Genomic DNA, 16,945 nt, shown 5'->3' on the forward strand with positions numbered 1-16,945 from the left:
TTATCATCCCAGTCACTACATTACTCTCCGCGAAGTGCATGTAATGCGGGGCGGGCAATAATATTTCTTGAAGATAGTAGCGTAACACCTGTGACTAAGGTGATAACAGTGGCTAGTGAAATTAACCAGTGGATAGCGCTATCTATTGTAATAGGTACAAGCGTATCTTGAAGTATCGCAATACTCAATAACACCAAGATAGAAGCGCATGCTGCTGCAATAACGGGGCGCAAATTATCTTGTAATACCAGTTTAAATACGGCAACTGGTGTTGCACCAACTGACATTCTCACGCCCAACTCAAACCGACGTAACGCCACGCTGTACTTACATACACCGTAAATACCAAGTGCCGCAAGCGCAAGAGCAAATATCGATAGCATCAAAGTGAACATGCTAATGACACGAGCTTGCTGTAAGTGCGTAGCTAAAAGCATAGTCGTGGACTGAAAGTTATAGACGCGCATTTGCGGATGGATACTTTTGAGTGTCTGATTTATTTCCGCTCGACTAATTGTGGCATGTGCTTGAGTTTCAATTAACACAAAGGGGTAACCAGTTGGCACTGAGGGGATGAAAATCCTTGCAATATTAGGTTGTTTAGGAAGATAAATATCCTCGACAACACCAATCACTTCAACGCTTTGTTGGCCGTTTCTAGGATATAGTTTAGCGCCCAATACTTGCCCTTGCTGGCGTAATTGCGTAGCTAGGGTCTGATTGACAATGACAACGGGCTCATTATTAATAGCTTCCTCATGAGTAAAAGCCCTACCGTCGATAAGGGTTGCGCCAAAGGTGGCAAAGTATGGCCAAGTACCAGCCGTACTTTGATATTCAAATGAGTTTTTTTCTATACCAGGTTCAAATTGCATTTGACGATTTGAAAAGCCCGGCAGCCAATAGGAAAAAGGGGGATAGCCGCCAATGCCTACTTTGGTTACCTGCGGTAACTTTGCTAACGAGTCAACGGCAGATAAAAGCAGTTGTGAACGCTCCTCGCGGCTCATCTGCTGTAGCAAAGTACCTAAGTTTAGTGCTACTTGATAGGTATTGTGTTCTCGTATCCCTGTATCACGCTGCAAGTTTTGCCAGCTTGTTTGGAATATCCCAAGACAAATAGTGAGCAGTGACAGGCAAACAAATAATTGGAATGATATTAATAAAGTGCGGGTCATCGCGGAAATCTGAACGCCAGTGCCTTTACCACTGCTTTGCAGCTGTTGAATAATATGACGGTAGTTAAGTTGACGGCTTACTATCCAAGAAAGTAATAAACATAATAAGGTACTGACGGTAAAGGCGAAAGCAATAGTATGCGCTTCGAGTTGTAGCTCTTGTAACCGAGCGAGCGGGCCGACAATCCCTGATTTTAGTAGCCCTATGATCCCCTCTGCAATGAGTAGTGATAATACAGCTGCGCTGATGAATAACAGCCCTAATTCTATCGCAATGTGGAAAAATAGATGATTAGGCTTGGCACCTAAAGCGGCCTGAACGGAAAAGCTTTTTTGTTGTTCGGCGGCACGTGAAAGCACTAAATTACAAATATTACTTAATGCGATTAACAGTAATATTGCGCTTCCGAGTAGCATCATCATACTCACTTGTGATGCTTCACCAATAATACGAGTTTTTATCGGTATAAATTCAAGCTGTACTTTACTATTAGCAAATGTTTGCTCACCAGCAGTTTGTTGTTGTAGTTCTTCATTAAGCCAGTTTTCAAGAGAAAGCTTTGCGCGACGAGCATGTTGCACATCATGTAACTTTAGCAGTTGATATGTCTGGATATTATTTCTTTGCCATGTTGGTGTTGGAGAATCATTATAGTCATAACTGATCCATACATCGGTGTGCCAGTTAGGTGTGGATAATATCGGTTCAATGAATCGCTCGTCGGTGACGCCAACAATTTTGAAACTCACCCCCTTAAATACCAATGTTTGGTCTAAAACGTTTGTATTTCCGCCGAAATAACGTTGCCACACTTGGTACGAAACGATCGCGACAGGTTGTTGGCTATCCATCCCTTCATCTACTGAAAAGTACCGTCCCAGTGCCAGTGGTACATTGAGTATCGACATAAACTCAGGGGTGATCGCGCCAGTATTAAATGTTGGGCTGCTCGGTAAACTTTGTTCAACATCAATACTGATATTCTGAATGGCCATCACTTCGATATCGGAAAATTGTGCTTGCTTGTCATACGCCTCTATACTGCCTGCATGAGGAATAAAATTGCGTTGCTTCACTTCATTATTGTCATCTACTAACGCGCCACGCATTAATACCAAGCGTTCTGCATCTGGGTATGGGAGCGGAGCTGCGAGCAATTGGTAGTTTAGGTTATACATTGCCACTAGCGCACCGAGTGTCAGCGCTAGGGTAATTGTTATTGTTAGGGTGTAACTGACATGGCAGCGAAGTTTTTGCCAGGCCATTTTAAGTGAATGCGTTACCATATTTACTCCAAATCCGCTCACCTTGTGTATCGGTATGTTGTGATAGTTATTCTCCTCTATAGGGAAATAGCAACGCCTATGCCAAGCTTACCTTATTGATATTAATAATATTTGTATTTTATTTACAAGTGTTCAGTCCATAATCGGACGATAAAAGACCATAAATGGACTCTAGCTGCATAAGACCGTGCAGAAGCCACACTGGGTGTTGATTTATGCGCGCACCGCTCAGGATTATTGAAAAAAATGTTGGATAAACTTTCATCTGTCACATTAATAGTAGATAATACGCGACCTTTAATTCTCAATCGGGCAATCTCAACGCGCATTTTTGCGTAGATCGACTAGGATCACTGAGGGCCAACTTCACTGAGTAATAATATGAGCATCGAAAAGTTAAGAAATATCGCGATTATCGCGCACGTAGACCACGGTAAAACAACGCTTGTAGACAAGCTACTTGAGCAATCAGGTACACTACAGCAGCGCGGTGGTAATGAAGAGCGTGTGATGGACTCAAACGATCTTGAAAGAGAGCGTGGTATCACCATCCTTGCAAAAAATACCGCAATCAAGTGGAACGACTACCGTATCAATATCGTAGATACTCCGGGACACGCCGATTTCGGTGGTGAAGTAGAACGTGTTCTTTCGATGGCTGACTCAGTATTACTGCTAGTTGATGCACAAGAAGGTCCGATGCCACAAACGCGTTTCGTAACGCAAAAGGCGTTTGCTCAGGGTCTTAAGCCAATTGTTGTAATCAACAAAATCGACAAGCCGGGCGCTCGTCCTGATTGGGTAATGGACCAAGTTTTCGATCTATTTGATAACTTAGGTGCAACTGACGAACAGCTAGACTTTAAAGTGATCTACGCATCAGCAATCAACGGCTGGGCAACACTTGACCTAGATGAGCCGTCTGACAACATGGAACCAATGTTCCAAGCTATCGTAGACGAAGTTGAAGCGCCTAACGCGGATCCTGAAGGTCCGTTCCAGATGCAAATTTCTCAGCTTGATTACAACTCATATGTTGGTGTTATCGGTGTTGGCCGTGTCACGCGTGGTTCAGTTAAACCTAACCAACAAGTGACTATCGTGGGTGCTGATGGTAAGACACGTAACGGTAAAGTTGGCCAAGTACTTGGTTACTTAGGTCTTGACCGTCACGAAGTTGAACTAGCAACGGCGGGTGATATCATCGCAATCACAGGTCTTGGTGAGCTGAAGATCTCTGACACTATCTGTTGTCAGAATAATGTTGAAGCACTACCACCACTATCTGTTGATGAACCAACAGTAACAATGACTTTCTCTGTAAACACGTCACCATTCTCAGGCCAAGAAGGTAAATACGTAACTTCTCGTAATATCCTTGAGCGTCTAGAAGCAGAGCTTGTGCACAACGTTGCATTACGCGTTGAAGAAACAGATAACCCAGATAGCTTCCGTGTATCTGGTCGTGGTGAACTTCACTTAGGTATTCTTATCGAGAACATGCGTCGTGAAGGCTACGAGATTGCAGTATCTCGTCCAGAAGTAATCTTGCGCCATGTTGATGGTCAGCTAGAAGAACCGTACGAAACAGTGACAATTGACTGTCAAGACGAGCACCAAGGTTCTATCATGGAACAGCTTGGTCTGCGTAAAGCAGAAATGACTGACATGTCTCCAGACGGCAAAGGCCGTGTGCGTATGGACTTCATGATGCCTGCACGTGGTCTAATTGGTTTCCAAACTGAATTTATGACGTTAACGTCTGGTTCTGGTTTGATGTACCACACGTTCTCACATTACGGTCCACACAAAGGCGGTAACATCGGTCAGCGTAAGAACGGTGTACTAATCGCTAACGCAGCAGGTAAAGCGCTAACAAACGCACTATTTAACCTACAAGAGCGTGGTCGCCTATTCATCGGTCACGGTGTTGAAGTGTACGAAGGTATGGTTATTGGTATTCACAGCCGTGATAACGACCTAACGGTAAACGCGCTTAAAGGTAAGCAGTTAACCAACGTACGTGCATCTGGTACTGATGAAGCACAAAACCTTGTGCCACCTGTTGTTATGTCTTTAGAGCAAGCACTTGAGTTCATCGATGACGACGAGCTTGTAGAAGTAACGCCTGAAAGCATCCGTATTCGTAAGAAATTATTGACTGAAAGCGAGCGTAAACGCGCTAGCCGCCAAGCTAAATAATAATTGACCTGGACTTGAGATAACAACTTATCTCGAAGGCAGGTTACTTAGAATACAAAAAACGCCGCAATTTTTGCGGCGTTTTTTTGTGCTCCATTTGCTAACTCTAAAACAAGCCGTACTCTTCCGTTTCTTCTGGCTCATAATTTTGTAGATGTTCAGGGCGGAAAATGGCGCTAGGATCAATCAATACGCTGTGGCGTTTTCCCATCTTGACCAAGCCTTTCATCAATTTTTTGGTTTGCGCATCTATTTCAAAACCAATACTGGTCATTTCCTGCAGTGATTTAATATCGCTTTCATCACAGTGAACGTTATCTTCTACCTTATCGACAAGCAAACCGATATGCGGACTTTGGCCATCTTGAGTGGTAAAGACGATGATAGGTTTATGGTCGAGCATGATCTGATCACGAGCGGATTCAAATAATCGCATGAGTTTATTAAAAGTGGTGCTCTTTTCGCGAGCGAGCGTATCTATAGCCTCTTGTTTGTGTCCCTGTGCACACATCACTAATAGTTTATCTGCTAATGAATGTAGTTTTGCATGCGGTTCTTCGAAGCGTTTTAGAAGCGCCTTGAGGTCGTCATTGTCAGTTTTGAAGCCGTAATACCACTGCCCGAAAGCACATTGTTTTGGATCTTTGGCTTTAGTGAAGGGGACATCGTTAAAAATGCTTGCTTCGAGTGCGACAAGCCATTCTTTATGATCTTGCTCTCGCTGCTTTAGCATGCTGACCAATTCTTGATTGGTTTCGTAAGACGAGCACTTGTTCAATATGATCCCTAAATCAAAAATAGGGGTAGGTGCGCCCATGTAATCTTTAACACCCAAAAAGCTGGGGTTGTCATTGGGTAAATCGGTTAAATTTTCTTCGTAGCGTTCAGTTAATAGAATATCGAGGATTTGCAGTGATATTGTTTTTTTCCCGACGCGAAAGTTAATTAAATCCATGTCAGCCTCGCATATGGTCAGTATCAACTAAGCATAGAACATTATTAGAAAAAGGAGCGGTAAACTGGCAATTTCTTTTGCGCTGGTTGGAGCATAAATACCTCTCGAATAACGGTGTTATACTCCAACTCCTGTTGTAATGCGTTTAGCAGACAATCGCTATCAATGGGCAGCTCACATTGCTGGATAGCAGTCGTCAATAAGTAGGCATTGAGATAGCCCTCAAAAACCTGTTCGTTATGGGAAAGTGTGGTATTGCGAACTGCCTCGCGAAAGGTATCACAAAGCTTGCCCTTGCAAATCGCAGGATCGGGTACAACTTCGGTGACTAAAACTTTGGGTTTGCCTTTGAGTCTAGCAAATAGCTCATTTGAGGAAGCAAATGAAACCGTTGCGTATTGTGTTTCAAGGCCAACCTCCATGGCACGATTAATAAACTTAGACAGTGGCGTGTAGGTGCCTACCATCGCGAAGCCTTCTATTTTATGCTGCTGTGCTTGTTCAAGGGCTCGTTCAATATCATCGGTATTACGTCTAAAACGCGTTATCACAACGGGTTTTAATCCATGTTCCGCAAGCGCTCTAGTAAGGCTTTTTTCTACGGTTAGACCAAATTCATCGGCTTGAATGAGTAAACCCACCCGCTTTAGCTTTTGTTCATCAATAAAGTAGCGGATGATATCTTGTGCTTCTTTATTGTAGCTAGTGCGGAGGTTGAAGACATTAAATGTATGTGGCTCTTGAAGAAACTCAGCGCCAGTATATGGCATAAGAAAGGGAACCTTAGAGTGCTCTAAAATCGGCTTTATGGCATAAGATGTGGGGGTGCCCATTACGCCAAACAATGCATCGACCTTATTTTCGTAAACGAGCTTACGCGCATTGGTTACGGTTTTGTGTGGCTCATAACCATCATCCAATACCTGCAACTCAATCGCAGCTGCACCATTCGCTTTGTGCTGATTATAAAAGTTAAAGTGTAGTTCGGCACCCGCTTTCAGTTGTTGACCGATCTCTTTTGCGGGCCCTGAAAGGGCAGTAGACATGCCAATTTTCACCACAGATTGAGCGGATACTGTAAAATTCAGTACAGCAGAAGCAAAAACGAATAGTAAAAACTTAACACCGAAAATACTCATATACTTGCTGCACTGTCTCTCTTAGCGTTGTGGTGAGGGCCTTTTTACCAGATAACCCAAGCAAATTAAGTACGACTTGGGTCGAATGTTGCTGTAATATTAGACGAATTACTAATGCTTTGGAAACTTTAGTTAAGTTTTTAAGTAATCGAGGATCGGTTGTGATCAGCTGCCATATAAAAGGACATACTTGTTGCTCAACCGGATTGCTGTTACGTAAATAGTGCAAATAATCCAGCTGCTCATTAGTTATATGTTCAAAGGGTAAGGTCGCTAATAGTGCGCTCACCACCTCAGTATCTAGTTGTTGATAGTGCGAGCGTAACTGATAGAAAAAAGCTTGTTTAAATATTCGAGTATAGGTGTTGCCTATGTCGCCTCTGACTTTTTTGAACATCAAAAGCGCATACTCACCACTGGCCTTATCTTGCTTAAAACCCAGTTTCATTGGCTGATAGTGACGTTGTGACCAAAACGAAAGCAATGGCGCTGTAAGGCCAAAACTGGTTCCTATGTAACTGATATCTTCTGGTAATGTGGTTTCAAAGAACGCCAGTAGGCGGCGGCCAATCCCTTGCTGTTGTACATCCGGGTGCACGGCTATTCTAACGATCCTTACGCTTTTTTCGGTGACAAACTGGCTATCACCAAAGCTTGTTGTTAGCTGCTGCGCCATGAGATGGCCTGCGGGTCTTCGCTTTCCCGCTAGAATATCTTCTGCGAGATCTGAAGCGAGTCCGCCTTCGATAACAGCAAGGCAAATTCCTATTAGCTCGTTATTGCAAAATGCACCTCGTAAATGCAGATCGGGTGCATCTAATAATTGCCTTAAATCATCCACGCTGGTTTGATAATGGGCTAATACGAGCAGTGAAAAAACTTGCTCAAGTAACGAGCTATTTTCTATCAACTCACTCTGGGAAATAGCACGCATTGTGGTTGAGGAAGTGAGTATGGGTGATGTCGCTTTACACTCGAGTACAAATAAATCCCTGATCTGCTGCTCCAGTGGATCATTCGATGCGTAACGAATAGGAGTCGATAAGGTGAAATCAAGATAACTTGGGTAATGTGATTCTAAGTAGCGTTTAAACCGTAAGGTGTAGCCTCTACCATTACCCTCATAACCAACTAAGGTGCTGGAAAAAATGCAGCGAAAGCCAAGTTGAGCGACTTGTATTAAAAATGGAACTGGCAGGGCGGCTGCCTCATCTACCAAAATAACCGTATTGCTATCAAGTGCAGAGGCTTGTTGTAGTAACGCATCTGGTGCCACATAGCTGAGATTAGCCAGCTTCTTCGTTTTTACATCAACCTCGGTATTGAGTGCTTGAGCAAGCATGCTAAAGCAACTATGCAGAGCATGAAGGTGACGGCTACAAATAACAAATTGTTGCGTAGGATGCTTTGATGCCAAGAGGCCTAATAGCGCACTCTTTCCCCTGCCTCTGTCAGCGCTTAGTAATACAGGTGTTTGCTGGTTTTCCAATGCTGTGGAGAGTTGTGTCAGTACGTTTTGTTGCTCCTCAATACCACAAACCGCCGAACTTGCAGCAAGATACGCTAAGGGCAGTTGAACCCCAAAGTGCTCACTGATATGCCAAGCTGGTTGTTGCTGCCAGAGTTGTTGCCACCTTTTTAAAAAGTAGCTACGTATGGGCGTTTGCCCCTCTGAGCACCAGCGGGTAATTGCAGGGTCTAGCCAGTGGTCGAGTTCATCTAACTCGGGAAGTAACAGTAGGAGTAAGCCGCCTGCCTTTACCGTGCCCGCGGCCGCTGCGATTTTGTTAGGCACAATCCCACTAAAGCCGTCGTAGACTAGGTTGCTAAATTCTTGTCCGAGTATTTGGTGTAAATGCTCGGGCCAAACGGCATTTTCTAATGTCTTACTGCTACTTAGGATTAGATTATCGTTTGAGTTTGCTAATAGCTGCTGGCACTGCGTGTAACACCAAGTTTGGCTGCCGGTGATAAGCAAGAGTTGCCGATGGCGGGCATCGGCAAGCTGAGAACGTAATAGTTGCAGATTAGAGTGCTTGAAGTCTTGCATAGGCGGTAACTAACCACTTACTACCAACATCATCAAAGCTAACTTGGATGCGTGACTGAGCACCCGCACCTTCATAGTTAAGCACTGTGCCTGCACCAAATTTGGCATGGAGGACACGCTGGCCTAAATTAAAACCGCTATCTTCAAAGGTCGCGTGACTGATTGATGGACTGAATCGGCCCGAGTTAGCCGGACGAGATATTTGCGTTTTAATCCGGATTTCTTCCATGCAGTCTTCAGGAATTTCACGTAAGAACCTTGAAGGGCTGTGATGTTTTTCTTGACCATACAAGCGGCGACTTTCTGCGTGGCTAATGTATAGCTTATCCATGGCACGCGTCATACCGACGTAGCACAAACGGCGCTCTTCTTCCAAGCGGCCCGACTCTTCATTACTTTGCTGCGATGGGAACATGCCCTCTTCGACCCCAACCATAAAGACCAATGGAAACTCGAGACCTTTGGCCGAGTGCAGCGTCATCATTTGTACCGCGTCTTCGTGCTCGTCAGCCTGGCCTTCGCCTGCCTCCAAAGAGGTATAGGCTAAAAAGCCTTGTAATGGTGAAGTAAAATCTTCATCGATAGGCAGCTCATACTGACCACAAGCACTGATCAATTCTTCCAAGTTTTCCACTCGAGCGCGGCCTTTTTCGCCTTTTTCGGCTTGATACATTGCCATGAGACCTGACTGCTCAATGGCTGTCTGCGCTTGTTGTGCCAGTTCAAGCACGGCAATTTTATCGTCGAGCTGCTCGACTAATTCAATAAATTTTGTCACCGCCGTAGCAGCTCTTCCAGCTAAATGCTTTTGCGCAAGCACAGCTTTGGCTGCATCCCAAAGTGAGAGTGATTCGTGACGTGCACAATCGCGAATATGACTTAATGTTTTATCACCAATACCACGGGTAGGCGTGTTTATCACACGCTCAAATGCCGCATCGTCATTACGATTACTAATAATGCGCAGGTAAGACAGGGCATCTTTAATCTCTTGGCGCTCGAAAAAGCGCATACCGCCATAAATACGGTATTTTAGCCCTTCTTGAAGTAAGGCTTCTTCTAACACCCGGGACTGTGCGTTGTTTCTGTAGAGTACGGCGCTGTCGCTGAGCGCATTGCCAGCCTGTAACCAAGATTTAATTTTGCCAACCACAAAGCGTGCTTCATCAAGTTCATTAAAAGCGGCGTAAATTGAGATCGGCTCGCCTTGGTTACCGTCAGTCCAGAGACTTTTACCCATTCGTTCCGCGTTGTTTTCAATGAGCGCGTTGGATGCTTTTAGAATGGTTGCGGTAGAACGATAATTTTGTTCAAGGCGAATGGTTTCGGCGTTAAAGTCGTCCAGAAAACGTTTGATGTTTTCTATTTTTGCACCACGCCAGCCGTAAATACTCTGGTCGTCATCCCCTACGATCATGATATTGTTGTCACTACCTGCAAGCAGGCGCAACCACAAATATTGAATGCTGTTGGTATCTTGGAACTCGTCCACTAGCATATGGCGGAAGCGTTGTTGATAGTGACGTAGCAAGGTAGGTTGTTGCTGTAATAGCTCGTAGCAGCGCAATAGGATCTCGGCAAAATCAACAAGACCGGCTCTATCACAGGCATCTTGGTAAGCACTATATACATTCAACATCAGCTGTTCATTGACATCGTATGCTTGAATATCTTTTGGTCTTAATCCTTCGTCTTTACGCGCGCTGATGTACCAGCTTAACTGCTTAGGTGGCCACTTTTTCTCATCGATATTCATGGCTTTGAGCAAACGGCGGATCATCCGTTGCTGATCATCGCTGTCTAGAATTTGAAATGATTCTGGTAATTTGGCTTCACGGTGATGGGCGCGTAACATGCGGTGGGCAAGGCCGTGGAAAGTACCTATCCACATGCCACCAACAGGGCCATTGAGTGTTGCCTCAACACGAGCACGCATTTCTTTGGCTGCCTTATTAGTAAAGGTTACCGCGAAAATACTAAATGCAGAGGCGTGCTCAACTTGCATAAGCCAAGCAATACGATGAACGAGTACTCGTGTTTTACCTGACCCCGCACCTGCGAGCACTAACATGTTTTGCAGAGGTGCGGCGACTGCATCGCGCTGTTTGTCGTTGAGGCCGTCGAGTAATTCTGATACGTCCATTGCTTTGCCTATTTGCTCAAATGATGGCAAGTATACCGAGTCGCTGCCGTAAATCCCAGCATATCGCAAAGCAAACCTAACTGAATAAAGGTAACATTATGATTTATAAAGAAACATAAACTGGTTTTTTATACAGTGTTTATGTTTGTTTTTGCAAAACGTCCTTTAACCGATTTTGTACCTCTGTCACCAATAAATCGGGCTGGAATTTTGATAGAAACGCATTACAACCCACTTTTTCGACCATGGCATTATTAAAGCTGCCACTGAGAGAGGTATTGAGAATGACATAAAGGTCTTTCAGGCGACTGTCATTGCGAATTTCATAGGTGAGTCGATAACCATCCATAACGGGCATTTCGGCATCGGTGATCACCGCAAGTAATTCTTTTTGTACGTCGATACCTTCGTCGGCCCAGTGCTTTAACACATTGAGCGCCTCTTGGCCGTCAGTTGCAGGGATGATTTCTATGCCCAATTGTGCCAAGGTATCGGCAACTTGACGACGAGCGGTCGGCGAGTCATCGGCATGTAGAATTTTGCGGCCATGAAACTCGTTGATGATATCTTTATCTAGAATGTCCTGCGGGATCTCAACTTTGTACTCAACGATTTCGGCAAGTACTTTTTCTACATCGATAATTTCAACGATGTGTTCAACGCCGTCACGTTTGATTTTAGTCAGTGCGGTGAGGTAGTGATTGCGGCCAACAGACTTAGGGGTTGGCATAATATCGGACCACGTAGTATTGACGATTTGGTCAACTTTACCAACTAAGAAGGCCTGCACTGAGCGGTTGTATTCTGTGATCACAAGGTTGCAGTCTTTGTCTCGGTCGCATGGGGGCATGCATATCGCTTGTCGTAAATCGATAACCGGAATAGACTCGCCACGAATATTGGTTACGCCACATACTTTAGGGTGTGCATTGGGCATTTTATTGAGATGAGGGAGCTTAACAACTTCTTTTACCTTGAAGACGTTGAGCGCAAAAAAGTGGCGGCTATGAAGATGAAACAATAGCAACTCAAGGCGGTTTTCACCCACCAGTTGTGTGCGTTGATCTACTGAGGCCAATACGCCAGCCATGTTAACCCCTCATTACTTCTTGTAACCTTTTCTAAGACTATATCAAAGAAGTCGATATGTCGTGTTGTTTTTTGGCTAAAATCTGCAGTAAGGTAGCAGTATGTATTTGATAGGGAAGCAATATGCCTATAATTTTTAAGCGTTTAGTTGTTTTGATGCGGGCTCATGTGGATAAGGCCAGCTGGCAACTGTTATTTATGGCAACGCTCATTCATATGTCGGTGACTTGGGGGTTGTTATGGCTCAGCAATGAATCGGCATTATTGCCACTGAGCACGTTCTTTTATTACTACGTAGTGACGACTTCAACAGTTGGCTACGGAGACTTTAGTGCAACAACGGATTTTGGCCGTTTAGTCGTTGCCATTATACAGATCCCATTTGGCCTTGCGCTATTTGGTGTGTTATTGGGAAAAGCTGGACAATTTGTGACGTATTGGGTGAGAAGAGGCATGACAGGGGAAAAAGACTTTGCACATTTGCAAAACCACATCGTAATTTTTGGTTGGCATGATGTGAGAACGAAAAAAATGGTGGACTACATTTTAGGTGACAATAAACGCGAAGATAGAAAAATCGTATTGGCCGTCACTGAGGCCATGGAGCATCCGCTGTTGAGTTATCCGGAAGTCGCATTTGCGCGTTTAACCAGCTTTACTGATGACGAACAGTTAAGTCGGATTAACATCGAGCGGGCTGACAAAATCATCATTGATGGCGATGATGATAACCAGACATTTACCACCGCGCTAAAGCTTAGCCGGGTAGTAAAACCCAAAGCGCATATTAGCGCGCATTTCTTGGACGATAGTAAAGCGCTTCTTTTAAGAGAACATTGTAAAAATGTAGAATGCTCCGCATCTATGTCTGCGGAAATCTTAGTGCGAGCCATGCAAGACCCAGGCTCAAGCCGAGTACAAGAGGAATTACTGTCGACGCTGCACGGCGATACGCAATTCAGCTTAGCCTTACCTGCAGAGGTAAGCTGTTTAACCTTTGGCGATATTTTTGGTTATTTTAAACAGCATCATGATGCGACGTTGCTCGGTGTTGCGCACGATATAAATGCGTTAAATATGGATCTAAACCCACCTTTGGATTACAACATCACTGGGGGAGATATTTTGCACTATATTGCACCGCAACGGGTGCTAGCATCAGAGGTTGACTGGTCATCACTATGTTCGAAGAACTCTTCTTGATGATTGCCGTTGTGTGCGCTTACTTACTTCCTGTAGCTTTAGTTGCAGGAAGCAAGCGCAGCAAAGGGCATGAAAAAAACGGCTGGCTGATAGGAACGCTACTATTTTCTTGGGTTGCTTTGCTGCTATATATCAGCATTGTGCCTAAACACGGGCGACAAAAAGGCAAAGCAAAACGTTAGCTTTGCCCCGACATCTCTAAAATAACCTGCCATTCAGGTTCGATGATGGGCATGATGGATAATCGCCCCCCTTTTTTTAGAGCCAGTTCGGTGAGCGCAGTGTTGGCTTTTATCGCTTGCAGGGTTACCGGGCGTAGGTGCTGCTCGTATGCTAGCGTGACGCCTACCCAGCGAGGGTTATCGGTGCTTGATTTGGCATCATAATAATCACTGTTTAAGTCAAATTGATGTGGATCTGGCTCTGCTGCTTTCACCACTTTGGCAATACCGACAACCGCAGGCACTTTACAGCTTGAGTGGTAAATAAACACTGAGTCACCCACCTTAACCTCGTCGCGCAGGAAGTTTCTTGCCTGATAATTACGAATTCCCTCCCAAAAAGTTTGCTGCTCAGGCGCGTTTTTTAAGTCATCAATGGAAAATGCATCGGGTTCTGTTTTAAACAGCCAATAAGCCATATGGGTTAGTCCAATAGTTTGAGTTATGATGTATTATACTCATTTGAGCAATGTACTTGGTTTGCTACCAGTCCGAGTCTTACTTGGATTTGATAAAAGTATTATCTCATTATAACGACTATCGCCAGTTCTACTAGACGTTCGGAGTGCAACATGAGTCAAGTGTTACAAAATCTGTTGGATTTACTCAGCCTTGAAGAAATTGAGCAAGGGATATATCGAGGTCAAAGCCAAGACCTTGGTTTTCCTCAAGTGTTTGGAGGTCAGGTGATGGGGCAGGCGTTGTCCGCAGCAAAATACACCTTACCAGAAGGGCGCTTTGTCAACTCGCTGCACTCTTACTTTTTACGTCCTGGTGATGCAAGCAAGCCGATTGTCTACGATGTCGAAAACATTCGTGATGGTCGTAGTTTTAGCACTCGCAGGATCAGTGCCATTCAATATGGTAAGCCGATATTTTACATGACTGCCTCTTTCCAAGGGGATGAGCCGGGCGTTTCTCATCAATCTTTGATGCCGGATGTGCCAGAGCCTGAAACATTAAAGTCATCACTCCATTTTTATCAAGAACATGCGGACCTCATTCCAGAATCACTTCGAGCTAAATTTACGCAAGAAATGCCGCTGGACATGCGCCCTGTAAACTTTCAAAATCCATTCAAACCCAAAAAACAGGATCCGGTGAGAAACGTTTGGTTTAAAGCCAATGGTGACATGCCGGACGACAGAAGGATCCACAACTATTTGCTAGCTTATGCCTCTGATTTTGAATTTTTACCAACAGCACTACAACCACATGGTTTGTCGTTTATGCAGTCGAATATGCAAGTCGCGACAATAGACCACGCGATGTGGTTCCATCGTCCGTTTAGAATGGATGAATGGATTTTATATAGCGTTGATAGTCCGAGCGCGTCTAATGGCCGAGGCCTAGTACGTGGCCAATTTTTTAACCGCCAAGGTGAGTTAGTTGCGTCGACTATTCAAGAAGGCGTGATGCGCCAACGCTAATTTGTTGGAAAGTGTATGGTGCGTTTTAACAGTAATTTTGCTTGGTGCTTTGTGCAGCACTAAGCAAATCACAAACTTATAAATTCATAACTGTTTGTTGCTAAAAGGATTCTAGGTTTGTTGATGGCCTTTCCAAAAGTCGTCTGCACTACTTTTTTCAGTGCTGTATTCGGTTTGATTTTGCACTATCTTTAAAATTCTCACTAGATGTAGCGTTATTGCATTTTTCCCAAACAAAAATTAACACTAAAGTCAGCTAAATTTATCTACATTGTTATTAACAAAACGAATCGTCGCGTCACAGACAGACGCATATGACTCTAGGAGAATGATAATGAATAAACCGCTCGCCACAGTAATTGCATTGACGTTTGTCGGATTAACCGCGGGTTGCGCAACGGAAGCATCAAGAACGGTAGAAACACCAAAAGTGGCCTCATATAATCAAGCTTACAATGGCCCAAAAAGCCAGTTAGCGGTTGGTAAATTGCAAAACCGTTCAGCTTTTCACAATGGTGTGTTTAGTTCAGGACCGGACCGCTTGGGCTCTCAGGCTAAAACTATTCTGACCACCCATTTACAGCAGAGTAATCGCTTTATTGTTTTAGATAGAGAAAACATGACAGAGATCGCCCAAGAAGCTGGATTTGCTGGCGCAAAACAAAGTATTAAGGGTGCTAACTTTGTGATCACGGGAGATGTTTCTGAGTTTGGCCGAAAAGAAGTAGGTGATAAACAATTATTCGGCATTTTAGGTAAAGGAAAATCGCAAATTGCTTACGCTAAGGTAAATCTGAATATCGTTGATGTGACTAGTTCAGAAGTCGTCTACTCAGTGCAAGGTGCTGGAGAATACAGTTTATCTAATCGCGAAGTAGTTGGTTTTGGTGGCACTGCGGGGTATGACTCAACGCTAAACGGCAAGGTACTGGATTTAGCTATTCGCGAGGCCGTTAATAACTTGGTTAGCGGCATTGAGAAAGGCGATTGGAAGCCTTTATAGGCAATCCCCCACAGACAGCTAATCTAAACCTCAGGTAAATTATGAAGCAAACGATATTTGTGGCGACTTTACTATTAATATTGTCTGGGTGTCAGAGTACGACACCCCAATATTATTACGGTTCTTACGAACGTAACCTTTATGAGTTCTTTCGAGGTGACGGACAGTCCCTTGAGGAGCAGGTCAGTCAATTAGAGTCAAGCATAACGCGCGCCGAAGCAACTCAGGTCAGCCCAGCACCAGGCATGTATGCGCATCTCGGCTACTTATACTTGATGCAAGGGGATGACAGCAAAGGGTTTGCCTATTTTGAAAAGGAAAAACAACTGTATCCTGAGTCCAAGCAATATATCGACTTTTTACAAAAAAATGCGCAGGGAGAATAACATGAAATGGATTAAAGCGAGCTTGGTGCTTTTGACTTTTGCCTTATTGAATGGCTGTGCGACGGCACCTAAACAGGATTACAGCGCTTTTATTCAAAGCGATCCTAAGTCGATACTGGTGCTACCGCCTGTCAATAATACCAATGAAGTTGTAGCCCCTTTTGGAGTAATGGCGACGGTGGTGAAGCCACTTGCTGACTCTGGCTATTATGTTTTTCCAGTATCTTTGGTAAACGAGACTTTTAAAAATAACGGCTTAACTGTGGCTCATGATGTTCACAGTGTCGCGATAGACAAGCTCTATGAAATATTTGCTGCCGATGCTGCGTTATACATAGAGATTCAAGATTATGGTACGTCATACGTTGTATTAGATAGTGACACTACAGTCGCGTTATCGGCAAGGTTGGTTGATTTAAAAACTGGCCAAGTAATTTGGCGTGGTAAGTCAAAAGCGTCAAGTAGTGAAGACAGAGATGACCGTGATAACAGTTTGGCTGGCGCATTGATTGGCGCGGTACTTAATCAGGTGATTGAAAGCACTTCAGATAAAGGATTCGAAGTTTCACAGAAAGCATCACAGAGATTATTATCAGCGGACTCAAGCAATGGTTTGCTTTATGGCGTGCGCTCACCTAAGTATGGGCAGTCGAAGTGAG

The 16,945-nt window shown here is 44.2% G+C and carries 14 protein-coding genes; 7 read left to right on the forward strand and 7 right to left on the reverse strand.

All coding sequences use genetic code 11. The features are described 5' to 3' along the window. Positions 1–20: 20 nt before the first annotated feature. On the reverse strand, positions 21–2,465 hold the full coding sequence (locus NH462_RS12400; protein WP_253105846.1) for an ABC transporter permease: 2,445 nt from the start codon (positions 2,463–2,465) through the stop codon (positions 21–23). 381 nt (positions 2,466–2,846) lie between these two features. Between NH462_RS12400 and typA the strand changes: the two genes are divergently transcribed. After that, a complete protein-coding gene (gene typA / locus NH462_RS12405) occupies positions 2,847–4,667 on the forward strand; it encodes a translational GTPase TypA (protein WP_010374470.1) in 1,821 nt (606 codons plus the stop codon). Positions 4,668–4,773: 106 nt separating this feature from the next. On the opposite strand, the gene NH462_RS12410 is transcribed toward typA, so the two are convergent. The 5 genes from NH462_RS12410 to NH462_RS12430 all read right to left on the reverse strand — a co-directional run bounded on the left by NH462_RS12410 (position 4,774) and on the right by NH462_RS12430 (position 12,044). Continuing rightward, positions 4,774–5,622 (reverse strand): CZB domain-containing protein, encoded by an 849-nt coding sequence (locus NH462_RS12410; RefSeq protein ID WP_253105847.1) that lies wholly within the window; start codon positions 5,620–5,622, stop codon positions 4,774–4,776. A gap of 44 nt (positions 5,623–5,666) precedes the next feature. After that, positions 5,667–6,761 (reverse strand): ABC transporter substrate-binding protein, encoded by a 1,095-nt coding sequence (locus NH462_RS12415; protein ID WP_253105848.1) that lies wholly within the window; start codon positions 6,759–6,761, stop codon positions 5,667–5,669. Continuing rightward, positions 6,742–8,811, reverse strand: coding sequence for a GNAT family N-acetyltransferase (locus NH462_RS12420; RefSeq protein ID WP_253105849.1), 2,070 nt, complete (start codon positions 8,809–8,811; stop codon positions 6,742–6,744). The genes NH462_RS12415 and NH462_RS12420 overlap by 20 nt, the downstream gene beginning before the upstream one ends. Further along, positions 8,789–10,954, reverse strand: coding sequence for a DNA helicase II (gene uvrD, locus NH462_RS12425; protein ID WP_253105850.1), 2,166 nt, complete (start codon positions 10,952–10,954; stop codon positions 8,789–8,791). Before uvrD ends, NH462_RS12420 begins: the two co-directional genes overlap by 23 nt. A gap of 139 nt (positions 10,955–11,093) precedes the next feature. Next, positions 11,094–12,044 (reverse strand): chemotaxis protein CheV, encoded by a 951-nt coding sequence (locus NH462_RS12430; RefSeq protein ID WP_253105851.1) that lies wholly within the window; start codon positions 12,042–12,044, stop codon positions 11,094–11,096. A gap of 122 nt (positions 12,045–12,166) precedes the next feature. On the opposite strand from NH462_RS12430, the gene NH462_RS12435 reads away from it, so the two are divergent. Continuing rightward, positions 12,167–13,246, forward strand: coding sequence for a potassium channel family protein (locus tag NH462_RS12435; RefSeq protein WP_253105852.1), 1,080 nt, complete (start codon positions 12,167–12,169; stop codon positions 13,244–13,246). Next, positions 13,246–13,428, forward strand: coding sequence for a hypothetical protein (locus NH462_RS12440; RefSeq protein WP_010374482.1), 183 nt, complete (start codon positions 13,246–13,248; stop codon positions 13,426–13,428). The genes NH462_RS12435 and NH462_RS12440 overlap by 1 nt, the downstream gene beginning before the upstream one ends. On the opposite strand, the gene NH462_RS12445 is transcribed toward NH462_RS12440, so the two are convergent. Then, a complete protein-coding gene (locus NH462_RS12445; RefSeq protein WP_253105853.1) occupies positions 13,425–13,886 on the reverse strand; it encodes an EVE domain-containing protein in 462 nt (153 codons plus the stop codon). The genes NH462_RS12440 and NH462_RS12445 overlap by 4 nt on opposite strands. A 153-nt stretch (positions 13,887–14,039) precedes the next feature. Between NH462_RS12445 and tesB the strand changes: the two genes are divergently transcribed. The 4 genes from tesB to NH462_RS12465 all read left to right on the forward strand — a co-directional run bounded on the left by tesB (position 14,040) and on the right by NH462_RS12465 (position 16,944). Then, a complete protein-coding gene (gene tesB, locus NH462_RS12450) occupies positions 14,040–14,897 on the forward strand; it encodes an acyl-CoA thioesterase II (RefSeq protein ID WP_017219342.1) in 858 nt (285 codons plus the stop codon). Between the two features lie 334 nt (positions 14,898–15,231). Then, positions 15,232–15,900, forward strand: a complete 669-nt coding sequence (locus NH462_RS12455; protein ID WP_253105854.1) for a CsgG/HfaB family protein — start codon at positions 15,232–15,234, stop codon at positions 15,898–15,900. 41 nt (positions 15,901–15,941) lie between these two features. Next, positions 15,942–16,286 carry a DUF4810 domain-containing protein gene (locus tag NH462_RS12460; protein ID WP_253105855.1) on the forward strand — a complete coding sequence of 115 codons (345 nt, stop codon included), beginning with the start codon at positions 15,942–15,944 and terminating at the stop codon, positions 16,284–16,286. Between the two features lies 1 nt (position 16,287). After that, entirely contained in the window at positions 16,288–16,944 is a 657-nt protein-coding gene (locus NH462_RS12465) for a DUF799 domain-containing protein (protein WP_253105856.1), read from the forward strand. The last annotated feature ends 1 nt before the right edge of the window (position 16,945 follow it).

Origin of the sequence: Pseudoalteromonas sp. OANN1 (genome assembly GCF_024124685.1) — a bacterium.
GTDB lineage: Bacteria > Pseudomonadota > Gammaproteobacteria > Enterobacterales > Alteromonadaceae > Pseudoalteromonas > Pseudoalteromonas piscicida.